We start from the raw sequence: 16398 nt of genomic DNA on the forward strand, positions 1-16398 counted from the left end.
CCGAACCGCGGGTTAGAACCGGCGAGCGTTGCGCACAAATGTTTAAACTGCAGCGGGAATTTGTCCCTTATGCTCAACACCGAGAAGCTGTTCGGCGAGCTGAGGGAGTACGAGGCCGTTAAGGACGAGGTTTCCCAGCTGTCCTTGAGGGTGACAAGGCTGAGCAAGTCAGCTATCTACGCCGCTATAAGAGGTGATTGGCCGGCTGCCGAGGAGAGCTTCCGGAAAGTGGAGAGCGAGGCGGCGAAGCTCAGGGACACTGTGCTTAAGTGGCCGATGTTCTACGGGACAGGGGCTCACGGCCTGCAGGAGTACGTGGAGGCTGCTGTCGTGTACTACTTCCTCAAGGAGGGCAGGATCCCGCAGAGAGAGGAGCTCGGGGTAGACGTGTACACGTACCTTATGGGCGTTGGGGACGCTGCCGGAGAGCTCAGCAGGAAAGCGACCGAGGAGCTCTTGAAAGGCGGTGTTGAAGCTGCGCAGAAGCTCCGGGAGGCTGTCGAGCAGCTCTACCTGAGCATGCTGTCTCTCGAGCCCAGGGACTACGATCTGAGGAGGAAGACAGACTACGTTGCCAGCCAGGCGGGCTGGATCACCGAGAAGCTCTTCTACGCTATCACCTGCCGCTCCCTCACCGCGCGAGAGCCTGGAGAGCAGGGGGCTGGAGGTTCTACAACCTGACGACGACCTTTACCTCTTCTCTCTTCAGCGACCTTTCCAGGGCCTCCCCAGCCCTCTCCACCCCCTCGAGAACGCTGGTAACCACGGGCTTAACCAGCCCCCTCTTCAGGAGGCTAATCGCCTCCCTGAACTCTTTGAAGGTGCCGCACCTCGTCCCCACGATCCTTAGCTCTTTGACGACAGCCCATGTGAGGTTCACCGTAGACGGAGAGCCGGGCGTCGACTTCAAGTGCACTACGCCCCGGGGCCTCGCCAGCCTGACTGCCATGTCGAGGGCTGCGGGGTCCCCGCTAACCTCGAAGACTGCATCGAAGCCCTGGCCCTCCTCCGTCTTCCCCCTCGCGAACTCCTCGGCTTCGCGCGGTGAAAGCACTTCGATGCCCAGGCTCTCGAGGTGCTTTCTCTTCGGGCTACCCTCCCTGACGATAGCCACGGGCTCCGCGCCCGCAAGCCTGAGCACCTGAGCCGTCAGCACGGCCAGGTTCCCAGACCCTATCACCGCGCACTTGCTCCCGGGCGGTAGAGGGATCTGCGAGAGCGCGTTCAGCACAGCTGCGATCGGCTCTACTTCCGTCGCCACCACCGGGTCGATCCCGTCGACAAGGTGCAGCGAGCTGGCGGGAGCGGTGAAGTACTCCGCAAGCCCTCCGTCGAAGTCGATGCCCAGTGTCTTCTTGCGCGGGCAGTGAGTGTACAGGCCCGCTCTGCAGAACCTACACTCCCAGCACGGGAAGTTGATCTCCGGTACGACGAGCCTGCCCACCAGCTCCTCGGGCCCTTCCTCGACGATGCCCGCAACTTCGTGTCCCGGCACGAGCGGCGCTTTAAAGAGCGGGTAGGTCCCAGTGTAGAAGGCCTTATCCGTCCCGCAGATACCTACTGCCACGCTCCTGACAAGTGCCCAGCCGGCCGGAGGAGCAGGCTTCTCAACCTCCTCCACTACGAGCTTTCGCGGAGCGTAAAGCCTCGCGGCTTTCACGGGTAGCTAGCCTGCCTAAGGGCTTAGAAAACCTTCCGGCTGCGGCGGAGCAGCATAGAATCCCCGGCGAAGATGCTGCTTCTCTGCAAGCCCCGCTCAGCCGCTTCGGAGCGCTAGATCCAGGAGTTCTCGAACACCCTCCTCCAGGCTCACGAGGGGCTGAAAGCCTAAGCGCGCTCTAGCTTTCGCGATATCAGCGTAGCTGTGCTTCACATCTCCTGGGCGCGGCCTGTCGTACACGGGCTCGAGCTCCAGCCCCGCTAGCCTCGTAACCAGCTTGGCGAGCTCGAGGATCGAAGTAGGCTTGCCCGAAGCCACGTTGAGTACTTCGTTCCGCAGACCCCGCTCGAGCGCTGCCAGCACCGCTCTAGCGACGTCCCGCACGTGCACGAAGTCTCTAGTCTGGGAACCGTCTCCGAAGATCACTGGGGGGAGGCCCCTCGCCGCTCTCTCGACGAATTTCGCGATGACACCTGCGTACGCTGCTGACTGGCCGGGCCCGTACACGTTGAAGAGCCGGAGCGTGAGGTAGCTGAGCCCGTAAACCTTGCTGAAAACCTCGAGGACCTGCTCCCCCATCAGCTTGCTCAAGCCGTAGGGCGAGATCGGCCGAGTCGGATGGTCCTCCCTCACCGGGAGGTAGGTAGGCTCGCCGTAGACTGCCGCTGAGCTCAGGTAGATGAACAGCTCAGCGCCGGAGTCGCTGCAAGCCTTCGCTAGCTTAGCGGTTGCGATAGCGTTGTTTTCGAAGTACTCGAGAGGCTTCTCGACGGACTCGGCCACGTCGATGTACGCTGCAGCGTGCACAACCGCGTCGAAGTCCGCGCAGCTGACCTGCCCCCTAACGTCCGAGACGACTAGCTGCACGCCCGCCTCGCGGAGCCTGCTGAGAGTGTACCTGCTCGGCCTCTCGAGGTTGTCAAGCGCGACGACACTGTAGCCTTTTTCAGCCAGGAGGAGGGCTACGTGCCCCCCGACGAAGCCGGCACCGCCCGTGACGAGCACCTTCACTTCAGGCACCCAGGATGGCTGGCACCGGGGCGATGTAGAGGACGAGGTAGAGCCACGCGATGTGGGCAGCAGCGCTGCACGCTACCCCCCACTTCCTCGCCAGCAAGCCAGTCACCAGGCCCACGGGGGCGGCTGCGAGGATCAGGAGCGGGAGCCCGGAGACCAGGTGCACCAGCGAGTACGGAATCGCGGAGAGCCACCACGGCCTGCCTAGCCGCGAGACTATCAGGTCCTCCTGAAGGTAACCCCTCCAGAAAACTTCCTCTGCAAGCCCTACTACAAAAACCGCAGCTAGCTCTACGGGTGTGCGGGTTAGCGAGCTGTAAACTCGAAGCACCTGCCACCACATCCCCACCGCTACCGAGAAGGCTCCTCCCGCTATGAAAACGAAGTAGAGTGCGAGAGCGCCGAGGGGCCAGGCGAGGAGCCAGCCTCTCGACGGCGGGAGGCGGCTCCGCAGGCTCGGCTTCAGCGCTAGCGCAAAGGCGGCTAGGGTGGAGGCAGCTAGGCTCATCGCTAGCACCAGCCACTCGAGTGCAAGGTTGAAAACCACGTAGAACAGCGGCCAGGGAAGAGCTAGCAGCAGGTAGTCTGAAGCTTCTGTTCGCGCCACGGTGTCGAAGTGTAGAGCAACTTAAAAAAGAATGATGTTTCCGGTTCACCCCCGTGCAGAAAGATGCCTTGCTGGTCGCCGAGAAGCTGTGGAAGTTCTACAGCCGCACCCCCGCGCTGACCGGCGTCTCGCTCTCCGTGCGCAGCGGGGAGATCTACGCGCTGCTAGGCCCCAACGGGGCTGGGAAGACAACGCTCCTGAAAGTGATCGTCGGGCTCTTGAAGCCGAGCTCTGGGATCGTTAGGGTCTGCGGCCACGACGTTAGGAGCGAGAGGCTCAGGGCGCTGTCCTGCCTCGGCTACGTCCCCGAGAACCCTGTGGGCTTCGACTACCTGACGGTCCGGGAGTTCCTCGAGTTCGTCGGCTCGCTGAGGGGTGTGCCGAGGGAGCTCGTGGAGGAGAGTATCGCGAAGTACTTGCCGATGTTCGGCATAGAGGATAAGGAGCACGAGTTCATGGGGAGGCTCTCTAGAGGATCTGTGCAGAAGGTTCTCGTGGCTGCAGCCTTCATGCACAGGCCCCGGGTCCTAGTCATGGACGAGCCCATATCCGGCATGGACCCCGAGTCGCAGAGGGCTTTCAAAGACGAGGTGAGGAGCTTCGCCTCGCAGGGCGCTGCAGTCCTCATCTCGAGCCACATGCTCGACACCGTCGAGAGGCTCTGCACGAGAGTCGGTGTGATCAACAAAGGCTCCCTGATCGCCGAGGGCACGCTCGAGGAGGTCAAGCGCAAAGCGGAAGCGGGCGAGAGCGCAACCCTGGAGGAAGTCTTCCTGAAGCTGGTGAGAGGTGCGTAGATGAAGCGCGCTTGGGAGGTTACAGTCTACCTTCTCAAGAACAACGTCAACGCGGTCGCCAGGACGCTCACCCAGAGCAGCGCCGGTAAAGTCGCCTTAGCAGCCCTCCTCGCAGTGCTCGCCGCCCCACCGGCTTACTCCATCCTCTCCGTAGCGGTTCACGGCCCGCCCCCCGCGGCGCTCGCCCGAAGCTGGATACCTGCGGGCTTGGAGAAGAACACGGTGATAGCCAGCACCAGCGCTTTCCTAACAGTAATCGTTCTGATGACAGCGTTCAGAGGCCCTCACGAGATCACGGCCAGCGAGGAAGCAGAGTACGAGCTGCTCTTGTCGCTACCTCTAACGATGCCAGAGTACGTGCTCGGCAAGCTCGGCTACTTCGCCGCGCAGTCTCTACTAGCGAGCACCGCCCTCGTAGTCGCTGGAGTAGCGCTAGCCCCCCTCGTGACCGGGGGGAGCGTTGCTAAAGCCCTCCTCTTCCCTCTGGCGTACCTCCTCTTCCTCCTCTACGCTGAGACCCTGTTCCAGCTGATCGTCGTGGTGAGGGCGGTCTCGGGCCGCCGCGTCTGGGCGGTCTCGGCCGCGGCGCTCGCGTACCTGGCCGCTGCCGCCGCGCATTCTGTTCTCACGAGGTCCCTGTCTCCTTTGCTCACCGCCCCCGCGCTGCTAGCAGCCGCACCCCTCGTGCACTGCTTCACGATTTCTGAGACGCCCGCCTTCGTAGCTCTAGAGCTCGCGGCCTTACTCCTCCTCGACGCGCTTCTCGTAGCGTGCCTCTACGCGGTGTCAACCCGCCTCGAACCTGAGAACGTTAAACCGCTCAGCGAGGTTGCGAGATCTCTACTCCTGGGTAGGCCTACGCGGAGCCGCCGGATGCCGGGGAGCCACAGCGCCGCTATCAGGAGAGTCGTGCTGGAGCTTCCGCTGCTATCGCTTAGGCACGCTGCGCTCGTTCTCGGAGCGCTAGCTGCGGCGGCCGGCGGAGGCTACGCTGCAAGGCTCCTGCTGCCGGGGCTTGACGCTTCAACGGTTACTTCCTTCGCGGTAGGCGTGCTAGTACTCGAGCTCACAGTCTCGACGGGCAACATCGCGCTCCGCGATCTTTCGCCGCTGTGGTTGTACAGGACTTCAGCCCAGAGCATGAAGCCGCTAGCCGCCTCCTTGCTAGCCAAGAGCGTGGTGTACTACACGGAGTCCTTCGCAGTCGTGGGAGTGCTGCTCGCTTCCCTGACCGGGAACCCGGCGCACCTGCTGTTACCGCTCGCAGCCATGCCTGCCTCTGCAGCGTCGGCCACCGTGGCTCTATGGTTCCTCGCCCACGTAGCTGCTCACCGCAGGCTGGTCCGCTTCTCGTCGCGAGGCTTCTACCTCCTCGAAGACATCGTAGCGACGCTCATCATGGGCTTCTCCCTCGTTGCCGCCGTCTTCTCGGTAACTTCCTTCAACCTACTGCTGGAGTACGCGAGCGGCACAGCTCTCTTCAAGCTCTTCCCGCTCATCTCCCTGGCAGTCGGAGCAATCCTCACTTTGATAGGGAGAGACGTGCTCGCCGATACGCTCGCCTCGATCGACGTAGCAGGCTAGAGCTCCCCCACCGAAACGTGGATGGGCGCTGTCAGCGAGGAAAGCACGTTCTCAGGGTGGTAGGGGTCCAGCGGATCTTCCGCTGCGCGAAGAGTCTCAAGCCTGATGAAGATCGCATCCCTCAAGTCAACCTCCAGCTCGGCTTCGAAAGCTTTTTCCTCAACGTTCCAGGTAGCGATCACCCCCTTGTCCGTGACGAGCCTCGCGAGGTGCCCAGCACCCTCCTCAACCTTCACCAGCACTCTAGCGTTGCCCACCGCGGCGGCGGTCCCGCCCATCGGCACCTCTCTCCCGCCCGCCGCAACCGCGAGCTCAACCTTCGGGCCGCTCGGCGACTCCGACACGAAAACCCTCTGCCTGAGAAGGCCTCCCAGCAACCCTTCCTCGCTGAGCTCGTCGACGTAAACCCAGGTGGTCGGGGTTCCGAGTAGAAGCAGGTCTCCCGAAACCTTCAAGTTATGCACATCGCTACCGCCCACAAGCCCGAGCCTGCATCCCGCGCGCAGCTGGTCATCCCACTTCCTCAGAGAGACGTAGTTGTTGAACTCCCAAAACGCGTGGAAAACCTCGACCAGGTCGGCGAAACCCATCACACCCCACTCCCAGTCTGGTCCAAGGGGCTTAGGGTGGTTGACCGAAACTACGCCTCCTCTACGCCTCACATCCTCGACAGCCCGCAGCAGATCTGCAGTGCTCTGGATCCTGAACTCCGGAGTCCTCTCAACACCATACACGTTGAAGTGTCCCCGGTACGTGGTTACTTCTACTCCGCGCAGAACCAGCACACCGTCCAGGAACAGGCTTCTGCCACCCATCTCGAGAACGTGAGAGTGAGTATTGTGGTCGGTTACAGCGACAAAGTCGAGACCTAGCTTCCTCGCCGTCGACGCGAGCTCTGAGATGCTGGAGTCCCCATCGCTGTGAACCGTGTGCGTGTGAAAGTCGCCCCTAACCCAGCCCTCCCTAGCCCGCGGCCCTTCCTCAACTGACTGCAGAATACTGCCCCCAGACCCTCCGCCGCCTCTAGCCTCTTCCGAGAACGTTATCGAGACTTCGTACTCGCAGCCCCCTTCAGGGATCTTGTATAGGCCTAGGATCACGTGCCAGGTCCCGCTCCTCAGAGGCCCGGGGATGTAGCTGGGCGTGGCCGAGGCTTCAGAGATGTAGAAAGACTTCTTGTTCGACCCACTCCACCCCCTGAAGCTCTCCATGGCTTCTACGAGCTCGAGGGGTCCTGGCTCGAAAACCCCGATGTCGATCGTACACTCGCCGGGGCCGAGGCCGCGGTAGCTGTACTCCACCTCGATGGCTCTGCACCACTCGGGGACCTCGAAAGGCAGGTACAGGTACGTCCCAGCCTGCTCCCTGCCCGCGGCCCCCTTCATCTTCAGGCTGGCGGTCTTCATACAGCTCTACCCCGCTTCCTCGCTCTTGTGAGTTTCGTGTACGTTGCGTACCACAGCGCGCCTATCAGGACGACAGCCGCCCCGAGGGAGGCGGCTGAGCCGAGCAGGCTGAGCGTCAGCGCTGTGCTGAGCAGCATGCCCGCGTAGGAGTGAATAGGAACGCCTCTAACGTCGTACCGCACTCTCAGGCTTGCCCGCTCCAGCCTCAGCGCGGCGTAGTTTGTCAGGATGTGCGTGATGAGGACGCAGAAGCTTGTAAGGCTCGCCAAGCTCGCGAGGTCGATGGTGAGAACCAGGAACGCCATGACGGCTCCCGAGAGCAGGACGGTGTACACAGGTGTCCTGAACCTGCTGTGCAGCTTCGAAAGCGTGTAAGGCATCTCCATGTTCCTCGCCATAGCGAAGAATATCCTCGACTGCCCCATGACGGAGGTTAAAACCACGCTGAACGTCGCGAGGAGGCCTCCAGCGTACAGCAGAGGCTTCAGCCCGAGCTCTTCAGCCGCCTCAGCTAGCGGGGCCTGCGAGGAGCTAAGCCTAACCCAGCCGACCGTGCCCACCGCGGTGACTGCAACCAGGAGGTAAATAGTGGAGGAGACGGCTAGAGCCAGCAGTATCGCTCGGGGGATGTTCCGCTCCGGGTCCTTCACCTCCTCGGCGAGCGTCGTGATCCTTGGGAATCCGATGTACGCGAAGTAGAACAGCCCTGAGGCCTGAACGACCGCGAGCAGACCCTTATCGAGAACGCCGCCCAGGTTTGCCGGCTGGACTCGGGGGAGGCCTGCTGCGGAGAACGCTACGAGAGCTAGAAGCTTCAACACTACGATAAGGTTGTTAACGCTCGCCGAGAGCTTCGCGCCGAGGACGTTGAGCAGCGTCACGAGAGCTATCAGGCCCAGAGCCGCAGCTTTCACCGGGATCTCCGGGAAGGCTGAGGACAAGTAGCTCCCGAAGCCTAAGCTCGCGGTAGCTCCCAGGACTATGTTCCCTGAAACCCACAGCCAGCCCATCATGAAGCCGGTGAAAGGAGATATGAGGGTGTGCCCGAACTCGTAAGGCCCTCCAGCCCTAGGCAGAGCAGCCCCCAGCTCGCAGAAGCTGAGAGCTGTGAACGTTGCGCTCACACCGCTGAGAACTACAGCCAGCAGAACCCCGGAACCCGCGATCCCCGCCGCGATCCCTATCAGCACGAAGATTCCAGCGCCGATAATTGCGCCGAGGCCCACTGACACGGCGTCCAGGAGGCTAAGCTGCCTCTGAAGCTGTACACCTGTTCCGCCTTCATCTCTGCTCACTACCACCACCCGTGCCTTCCTCCTCCGGAGCTGTGGGGTCTGGCTTCACTCTCCAGGCACCTCCACCCGTAGCTGCGCCCCGAGAGCACTGGGAGCTACAGACTGCGTGAAAAAGGTTTCGAGGTAAATGCTTTCGGCGCTTTTCCGCGGGCGCAGCTCTCGAGGGCAGCCTCTGCGAAAAGCCAATTGGGGAGCTTAACGCTAGCAGGTAGGGGGATGATGCAAGTCTGGAGCTCTGAGGGGTGAAGAGCTTTCCGCTGAGCGCTGACCCTACTCCGAAACCTTTCTAGGAATTGAATGAGTTGTCATAATTTTTTCTGCCAAATATTTAAAAATAACAGTTGTTATTCTTCTCCCCGCAGGGTGGCACCGTTGCAGAAGTTCAGCTACGGGAAAATCTTCCTTCTCGGCTTCGGCTTCTTCGGGATCAGTGTCATCTGGTCCATCTACAACTCCTACGTCCCGGTATTCCTGAAGGAGCACGCACTCCCCTCGTGGCTCGTCGGCTTCATCATGACGATCGATAACATCTTCGCTGTAGTGCTGCTCCCCTACATCGGCGTGCTCAGCGACCTCACTAGGACGCGGCTCGGCAGGCGAAAACCCTACATCCTCGCGGGCGCCCCTCCAGCGGCTCTCACCTTCGCGCTGATCCCGCTGCTTAGAGGCGAGCTGATACCGATGATGATCGTCATTCTCTTCATGAACCTTTCAATGGCGCTCTTCCGCTCACCAGTCATCGCGTTCATGCCCGATATAACGCCATCCGAGTACAGGAGCCAGGCTAACGGGATCATCAACTTCATGGGAGGAGTGGGCTCGCTGCTCGCGTTCTTCGCGGGAAGCTGGCTATACCGGCTCAACCCAACATACCCCTTCATCGCGAGCGCTGTCCTGCTCGCCGCCTCCAGCTTCCTCGTAATCGTCCTTGTCGACGAGCCTGAAGAGTTCAAGGTGAAGGGTGGTAAGTCAAACATCGGCGGAGAGCTCGGCAGGCTCTTCCGGAGGAGCTTCGCCGACCTAGGGGGGACTCTCTCCGCTGCCTACAGCGACCCAGACAAGAGCCTCCTGTTCATGCTGGCGTCAATCTTCCTCTGGTTCGTGGGCTACAACGCTATTGAGACTTTCTTCACGAGTTACGCGAAGTGGTACATGGGGATCGGTGAGGCGACAGGAGCTTTCCTCCTGGGTTTCGTGGCGCTCGGCTTCCTCATCTTCTCCCTCCCAGCTGGCTTCATTGGCGCTAAGCTCGGCCGCCGGAAGACGATGACTTTAGGGCTGCTGCTCATCCTAGTCCTCCTCTCTCTCGCGATGCAGCTGCCAGAGATCCTGCCCGTCGAGGTTGCTGTTCTCTACATCCAGGGAGTCTTCCTTCTCCTCGGCTTCTCCTGGGCGCTAGTGAACGTCAACTCCTTACCCACCGTCGTTGACATGACTTCGCGTGAGAAGCTAGGCACGTACACCGGCCTCTACTACTTCGCTTCTCAGACGGCGGCGATCACGGGCCCGCCGATCGCCGGGCTCTTCATAGACTTGCTCGGGTACGGTGCGCTCTTCCCCTTCTCCCTCATCTTCCTCGCTCTCTCCGCCGTTACCCTCCAGTTCGTGAAGCGGGGCGAAGCCCGGAGAGGCTTCTAAAAAAGTGAACCCCACGTACTCTTTTTACGCGAGGTCTGCTAAGTCCTCTAGGAGGTCTAGTGCTCTGAGGATCTTCTCCTGCACCGCGGCTGGGAGGCTTGCCCGCGAGAAGTGTTCTCGTGCCTTGCGGAGAGCGTTCCTGGCCTCCTCCGTCCTCCCTCTACCTTCTAGAACCTCGCGGAGAACGAGCCTCTGCGCATCTTCCAAAAGCTCGACTCTGCTGAGCTCGCAGCGTGTTCTCGAGGCGAGAGAGGCTAGCGACTCGTAGGTGTCCCCGAGGTCCTCAAGGTGCTTGGCGGTTAAGCGCAGGTCCACAAGCCGGACTCTCTCCTCGGGAGGGGTTAGGGGGTTCGCGACTCTACCTCTTATGAGCCTCACGGTGAGGAAGTACAGCCTGTCGACTCTATCGTCTAGAGCGCGGACTTCGTCTGCTACTTCCTCATCCCCCCGGCTGAGAGCCTGGAAAGCTTTCTCAAGCATCGATATAGAGACGGCGTTCATCCTGTACAGGAGGGACTCAACCGAGTAATCTTCCCTTATGAAGCACTGCAGGATTAAAGCGTTCCTAGACTCTTCTACGAGCTCTAAGCCGACGAGGAGGTTCTGCGCCTTAAGTGCTGCTTGCAGCGCTGACTCGCGACAACCCTCCTCTAAACTGATCTCTATCACTTCGCAGCCTTTCAGGTAAGCTGAGAGAATCTTGCGGAGCACTTCGCCGCCGCAGCTGATCCTAGCAATCGAGGGCTCTTTCCTCTCCTTCTGCCCGAGAGCGCGGACTCTGAGCACTCCTCCGCTTTCCGCCTCAACGGTGACGTACCCTTCCTCGAGGCTGTTTTCGAGCACCCACGCCTTCGGAAGGGCTACGTAGTAGCTACCCCCTATCCTGATAACTCTTTTAACTTCCACAACAGTTAAACTGAGATAAACTCTTTTAAACAGTTCCAGCGGCGAGCTTTAAATACGGTGCCCGAGTACCTCTGCCGCATGTCGCTGGTAGAGGCGCTCACCGACTTCCTGGCGGGCTTAGCGGCCGAGCTAGGTCCCGCAGGTTTTTTCGCCGTAATGTTCCTCGAGAGCATTATCGTCCCCATCCCGAGCGAAGTGGTTCTAGTGACCGCCGGGCTCGCAGCTGGAAGGAGCTCAGCAAATCTCTTAGGATTCTTCGTAGCAGCCACTCTCGGGAGCCTTGCGGGAGCGATGACCATATACACTCTCGCACGGGTCTTAGGCGTAAAGCTCGTTGAGAAGTACGGCAGGTACCTAGGCGTAAGGGAGAGCCACCTCAAGGCAGCTGCTGCTTTCTTCGAGAAGTACGGCGCTCTATCAGTTTTCCTCGCCAGGTTCGTGCCCGGTGTCCGAAGCCTCATCGGTATCCCTGCGGGGATTGTGGGGATGGATCCACGGCTTTACGCGCTTGCCGCGGGTGCAGGCGGCGCTATATGGAACGCAGCCTTCATCCTACTCGGGGTGGTTGTCGAAGGGAGCTTATCGGCCGCTAAGCACTACTCAGCCTACATAGACGCTGCTGGCGCAGCAGCTCTGCTGATTCTCGCAGCTTTAGCCCTGAGGAAAGTTAAGCTCAACCGCGCTGCTCAAAAAGTTTTGACTTCATCCACGCTTCAGTGAAAAACTTATAGAAGGGAAAGCCAGGTAGCAGAGTACTCCGCAATCTGAATTGCAAATATCTGAAAAAGCTTAAGGTAAAATGATAAAAGAGCAACGTTTATTAAGCACGCGTATGAGTAAACGCTACAAATGGTTCATAGTTCTGTTCTTCTTCACCTTCCTGACGTTCCACGAGGCCGACAGATTCATCATTTCTGCTGTAGCTCCGCAGCTTCTCGACGAGTTCCAAGTCAAGTACTCTGAGCTGGGTCTAGTCTTCTCGCTCACAGTGCTAGTCGCCGCCATCCTCTACCCCGTCTGGGGCTACCTTTACGACAGGTACTCGAGGAAGGTTCTCGCGGGGCTTGCAGCGCTGATTTGGGGCTTCACAACGATCTTCAACGCTCTAGCGAAGACGTTCACCCAGTTCTTCCTGACGAGGTTAGCCACGGGTGCTGATGACGCCGCTCCACCAGGCATCTACAGCCTGGTAGCCGACTACTTTGAACCCTACAGCCGCGGCAAAGCGATGGGGATCCTCAACGCCAGCGGGCCTCTCGGCGCTATACTGGGCAGCGTGCTGGCGCTCAGCATAGTAGCGGCGGGGATGAGCTGGAGGAACGCTTTCTTCATCACCGGGCCCATAGGCATCATCGTGGGCGTTCTCACCTTCTTCCTCGTCAAGGAGATTCCTCGAGGCAGCAGCGAGCCGGAGCTCAGCGGGCTTCTCACCCAGGACGTGTACAAGGCTCACCTCTCCGACCTCCCCCGCCTACTTAAGAACCGGTCGCTGCTACTGCTCTACACGCAGGGGTTCTGGGGGGTCTTCCCGTGGAACGCGATCACCTTCTGGTTCATCACCTACATGCAGAGGGAGAGGGGGATGCCGCCCGACGCGGTGATGCCCGTAATGGTTATCGCGCTCGTAGCCATGGTTGCCGGAAACCTGGTTGCCGGCGTGGTCGGCGACTGGCTCTTCAAGAAGACTAAGAGAGGTAGAGCCATCTTCGGGGCAGTGGTAGTCCTCTTCTCAGCCGTGCTCATCTACCTCGCGATCCGCGCTCCAACCACGGAGGAGTTCATACTCTTAACCGCCCTCACAGCGTTCGAGATCCCGATGGCTGGGCCGAACGTCTCAGCCGCTATAACTGACGTCACCGAGCCGGAGCTGAGAGCGAGCGCGACAGGCTACCTCCGCTTCTTCGAAAATATCGGGAGCGCCGCCGCACCCTTCATCACGGGGGTGCTGGCTGACCAGATAGGCCTCGGAGAGGCGATCCTCTGGGTATCGGTGTCGACGTGGCTGCTGTGCTTCGTCTTCTTCACCATCCTCGCTCTTATCATACCCCGGGACATAGACAGGCTCAGGAAAATTATGGAGTCGAGGGCGAGAGAGCTTAGGGGCGGCGAGTGATGTTCCCCAAGGGCTTCCTCTGGGGCGTGTCCCTCGCAGGCTTCCAGTTCGAGATGGGTGACGCGGAGGGGAGGGCCCTAGACCCGAACACTGACTGGTTCGTCTGGGTGCACGACAGGGAGAACATCGAGAAAGGCATCGTCAGCGGCGACCTACCCGAGCACGGTATCGACTACTGGCACCGCTTCCGCGAGGACCACGCTCTAGCCCAGGAGCTCGGCATGAACGCTTACCGGCTGAACGTCGAGTGGAGCCGGATCTTCCCCAAGCCCACATACGCGGTCGAGGTGGGCGTTGAGAGGGAGGAGGGCCTAGCTGTGGGGGTAAGCATCGACGAGAGCGATCTCGCGAAGCTCGAAGAGCTGGCGGACGCGGCAGCTGTGCAGCACTACCGCGAAGTTATCGAGGATCTTCGCGAGAGAGGCTTCCTCGTGATCCTCAACTTAGTGCACTTCACGCTCCCTTTGTGGCTCCACGACCCGATAGCAGCTAGGAGCACCAACCTGAGGAAGGGGCCCCTCGGCTGGGTGGACCAGCGCTTCCCGGTCGAGTTCGCGAAGTTCGCAGCTTACGCTGCGTGGAAGTTCGGGGATCTCGTGGACATGTGGTCGACGTTTAACGAGCCAGGCGTCGTGATGGAGGCTGGCTACCTCGGGCGTAGAAGGTTCCCTCCGGGAGTCTTCCACTTCGATGGCTACAGGAAGGGGATGCTGAACATAGTGCAAGCTCACGTTCTCGCTTACAGCGCGATTAAGAAGTTCGACAGAACCAAGGCTTACAGGGAGAGCGCTGAGCCTGCGAGCGTGGGTGTCATTCACAACGTGATCCCCTTCCACCCTCTGAGGCCCGAGAAAGGGAAGGATGTCGCCGCCGCGAAAACCGCAGACTACCTCCACAACCGCTGGATCCTGCAGGCTGTCCATTCCGGAATCGTAAACAGGAGCCTTAACTGGAGGAGGGAGGGAGAGAAGGTGGAGAAGTACAGGGGGAAGCTCGACTGGCTGGGCGTGAACTACTACTCGCGAAGCGTAGTCGCCGGGAAAACAGGCCTGCTCCCGCTTCTCGTAGGTCTCCCCGCGATACCCCATCTCGTGAAAGGTTACGGGTTCGAGTGCGAGCCCCGCTCATCCAGCGCTTCAGGAAGGCCGACAACAGACTTCGGCTGGGAAGTTTACCCCGAGGGCCTCGCCGAGGCGCTCAGCGCTGCGGTAGAGATAGGTAAGCCGGTTCTTGTGACGGAGAACGGGATCGCCGACGCTGAGGATAGGCTGCGCCCCCACTTCATCGCTCTACACCTCGAGGTGCTTGAGCGATTCCTCAGGGAGAGAAAGGGCAATGTGCTGGGCTACCTGCACTGGGCGCTCACAGACAACTACGAGTGGGCTGACGGCTTCAGGATGAAGTTCGGGTTGTTTCACGTCGACCTAGAGACCAAGAAGAGAGTGAAAAGGCCTAGCGCGAACCTTCTCGCACGGGTGATATCCGAGGGAGCTGTCCCCGACGAGGCATTGAGGAAAGCTGAAGAAGCTACCTGTATCGCCCTCCGGGAGCGCTGAATCCCCTCTAGCCGCTCTTTCTCCCTTTCTTCTCGCTCCGCTTAACGAGCCAGATCGAGAGGAAGTAGAGGGCCATGAAAGGCACGCCGAGCACCAAGTCCGTGACCAGGGTGGGGTCTGGGGTGATGAAAGCTAGGATCGCGAAAATCGCGAAGACGACGTACCTCCACTGCTTGCTGAGGGTCTCCGAGCTAACGAGCCCAATCTTGTGGAGGGTGAGCACTGCGAGGGGGAACATGAAGAAGACTCCTGTGGAGAGCACGCCGAGAAACAGGTTCTGGTAGAACTCCTGTATCGAGAAGAGCAGCGCCGCCCCGCCCAGCGTCGCTAAGCCGGCGCCGACCGCGAAGACGATAGGCATGACGACAAAGTAGCCGTAGATAGAGCCTAGTAGGAAGAGCACCAGGCTGAACGCTATGTACTTTCTCACGACTTTCTTCTCGTGGGGGTAGAGGGCTGGCTCGACGAACCTGTATATGAGGTAAGCGTGCAGGGGGCTGAGAACAACCACAGCTAGGAGCCCTGCGAGGAGGAGTGAGGCAGTGAGCGCGTCGAACCAGCCGTGAGAGATCAGTACCGCCTGCTTCCCGGATAGCCCGAACACCGTGATGAACGGCCTTGCGAAAACACTGGTGTTGAAGTCCAGCATGTACTCGTTAGTCTTCGCCATCAGGTCGAAGATGAGGGGGCTGTAGCCTGGCAGCTGAAGCGGTGACGGCGCCACGTAGAGGGCCAGGATGAAGACTAGCGAGTATATCAGCATTCTCCTCAGAGTTTCGAGAAGGTCGTAGACGTGCTCGAGGAAAGGCTTCTCAGGCAGCTCTTCCGCGCTCATAGGCTTGCATCTCTTTCCTCAGCTGCCGGGCTTCTCTCCTATGTAAGTTTAACGTAGTTCCGCCCTCCTCTCCGCTCGATAACGATGTAGCCTAGCTCTTGCAGCTTTCGGAGCCGCCTCCACAGCGTTGTTGTCGGGATACTTAACCTAGCAGCTAGCTCAGACTGGAACATACCGCCGCCAGCAGCTTGAAGAGCTCGTATGATCTCCATATCAGTCTCGGAGAGCTCTTCCTTGCGTCTCCCTCTGAGGATTAGTGCCGCCGCCGCGGCGGCAGCTGCCAGCGCAACCCCGAGTAGAGCTACCAGCAACCAGTCCACCTGCTGCGGCTGGGCAGGGCTAGGCTGCTGGGTCGGAGTACCGGGGGAGGGCTGCGCAGGGCCGGAGGGCTGAGAGGGGGGCGGGGTAGCGGGCTGCTGGGTCTGGTTGCCTGGGGGTGGTGGGCGGGGCTTTATAGGCTGAAGAAGGGTGTAGCTCAGCATTACGGGGCCCGGCGGGAACTGGACCACTACGCGTCCCCCCTCTGCTTTTATGCTCGTGAAATCCGTGTAGATCCCGCTGAGCGTTGCGTTAGGGGGTAGCTCCACGGTAGCTGGGAGCGGAGCTGAGAAGTTGACGAACCACAAGTCCCGAACCTTCGTTGTCAGCGTTGCCGTGACGTAGCTCACGGTGATTGTAGACGAGTTGAACGCCAGGACTGTGATCAAGCCGCTCGCGCTATCGTAGCTCGTCGGGAGGAGTTCATTCCTCTCGTTGAAGGCCACGATGCCTAAGGAGGGGTCGGGAGAGCCGATAGCCTCCAGCTCGACCAGCGGCGCGCCGCCCGTCTCAGCTTTTATCGTCACCAGCGCGGAGCCGTCCGCGTATATGGTGACGCTCAAGCTCCCTTTCACAGCTTGCGCGGCAGCGGTGCTCAGCGTGAAGAGCGCTAGCACCGCTAGCGCCAGGTGTAGGCGAAAACGGCTCACAGGAGGCTCTTGGCAG

Annotated in this window: 15 protein-coding genes; 7 read left to right on the top strand and 8 right to left on the bottom strand. The window is 60.3% G+C overall.

Annotation, left to right across the window (positions count from 1 at the left end):
- The first annotated feature begins 69 nt into the window (after positions 1–69).
- The gene (locus QXU72_08815) at positions 70–681 is read left to right on the top strand and encodes a hypothetical protein (protein MEM0495346.1); all 612 of its coding nucleotides are present in this window, start codon (positions 70–72) and stop codon (positions 679–681) included.
- Here the strand turns inward: QXU72_08815 and QXU72_08820 are convergent.
- The 3 genes from QXU72_08820 to QXU72_08830 form a co-directional block, all read right to left on the bottom strand.
- Positions 671–1660, bottom strand: coding sequence for an alcohol dehydrogenase catalytic domain-containing protein (locus QXU72_08820; GenBank protein MEM0495347.1), 990 nt, complete (start codon positions 1658–1660; stop codon positions 671–673). The genes QXU72_08815 and QXU72_08820 overlap by 11 nt on opposite strands.
- A 96-nt stretch (positions 1661–1756) precedes the next feature.
- Positions 1757–2671: an NAD-dependent epimerase/dehydratase family protein gene (locus QXU72_08825; protein MEM0495348.1), complete on the bottom strand. Its 915-nt coding sequence runs from the start codon at positions 2669–2671 to the stop codon at positions 1757–1759.
- 1 nt (position 2672) lies between these two features.
- Positions 2673–3284: a CPBP family intramembrane glutamic endopeptidase gene (locus tag QXU72_08830; protein ID MEM0495349.1), complete on the bottom strand. Its 612-nt coding sequence runs from the start codon at positions 3282–3284 to the stop codon at positions 2673–2675.
- A 53-nt stretch (positions 3285–3337) separates the two neighbouring features.
- On the opposite strand from QXU72_08830, the gene QXU72_08835 reads away from it, so the two are divergent.
- Positions 3338–4081, top strand: coding sequence for an ABC transporter ATP-binding protein (locus tag QXU72_08835; protein MEM0495350.1), 744 nt, complete (start codon positions 3338–3340; stop codon positions 4079–4081).
- Positions 4082–5665, top strand: coding sequence for a hypothetical protein (locus QXU72_08840; protein MEM0495351.1), 1584 nt, complete (start codon positions 4082–4084; stop codon positions 5663–5665).
- Here the strand turns inward: QXU72_08840 and QXU72_08845 are convergent.
- Positions 5662–7071: a CehA/McbA family metallohydrolase gene (locus QXU72_08845; GenBank protein MEM0495352.1), complete on the bottom strand. Its 1410-nt coding sequence runs from the start codon at positions 7069–7071 to the stop codon at positions 5662–5664. The two genes, QXU72_08840 and QXU72_08845, sit on opposite strands and share 4 nt — an antisense overlap.
- Positions 7068–8366 (bottom strand): APC family permease, encoded by a 1299-nt coding sequence (locus QXU72_08850; protein ID MEM0495353.1) that lies wholly within the window; start codon positions 8364–8366, stop codon positions 7068–7070. The genes QXU72_08845 and QXU72_08850 overlap by 4 nt, the downstream gene beginning before the upstream one ends.
- Before the next feature lie 363 nt (positions 8367–8729).
- Between QXU72_08850 and QXU72_08855 the strand changes: the two genes are divergently transcribed.
- Entirely contained in the window at positions 8730–10004 is a 1275-nt protein-coding gene (locus QXU72_08855) for an MFS transporter (protein ID MEM0495354.1), read from the top strand.
- A 24-nt stretch (positions 10005–10028) separates the two neighbouring features.
- Here the strand turns inward: QXU72_08855 and QXU72_08860 are convergent, their stop codons facing one another.
- Positions 10029–10910: a phosphate uptake regulator PhoU gene (locus QXU72_08860; GenBank protein MEM0495355.1), complete on the bottom strand. Its 882-nt coding sequence runs from the start codon at positions 10908–10910 to the stop codon at positions 10029–10031.
- A gap of 78 nt (positions 10911–10988) precedes the next feature.
- On the opposite strand from QXU72_08860, the gene QXU72_08865 reads away from it, so the two are divergent.
- From QXU72_08865 to bgaS, 3 genes are all read left to right on the top strand, one after another.
- Complete coding sequence (locus tag QXU72_08865; GenBank protein MEM0495356.1) at positions 10989–11630, top strand: DedA family protein; 642 nt, start codon at positions 10989–10991, stop codon at positions 11628–11630.
- Positions 11631–11742: 112 nt separating this feature from the next.
- Positions 11743–13023 (top strand): MFS transporter, encoded by a 1281-nt coding sequence (locus QXU72_08870; protein ID MEM0495357.1) that lies wholly within the window; start codon positions 11743–11745, stop codon positions 13021–13023.
- Entirely contained in the window at positions 13023–14579 is a 1557-nt protein-coding gene (bgaS, locus tag QXU72_08875) for a beta-galactosidase BgaS (GenBank protein ID MEM0495358.1), read from the top strand. The genes QXU72_08870 and bgaS overlap by 1 nt, the downstream gene beginning before the upstream one ends.
- 7 nt (positions 14580–14586) lie before the next feature.
- Here the strand turns inward: bgaS and QXU72_08880 are convergent, their stop codons facing one another.
- Together QXU72_08880 and QXU72_08885 are read right to left on the bottom strand one after the other, a co-directional pair.
- Positions 14587–15414, bottom strand: coding sequence for a twin-arginine translocase subunit TatC (locus QXU72_08880; protein ID MEM0495359.1), 828 nt, complete (start codon positions 15412–15414; stop codon positions 14587–14589).
- A gap of 38 nt (positions 15415–15452) precedes the next feature.
- On the bottom strand, positions 15453–16382 hold the full coding sequence (locus QXU72_08885) for a winged helix-turn-helix transcriptional regulator (GenBank protein ID MEM0495360.1): 930 nt from the start codon (positions 16380–16382) through the stop codon (positions 15453–15455).
- Positions 16383–16398: the final 16 nt, after the last annotated feature.

The organism is Thermofilum sp., assembly GCA_038741495.1.
Taxonomy (GTDB): Archaea; Thermoproteota; Thermoprotei; order Thermofilales; family Thermofilaceae; genus Thermofilum.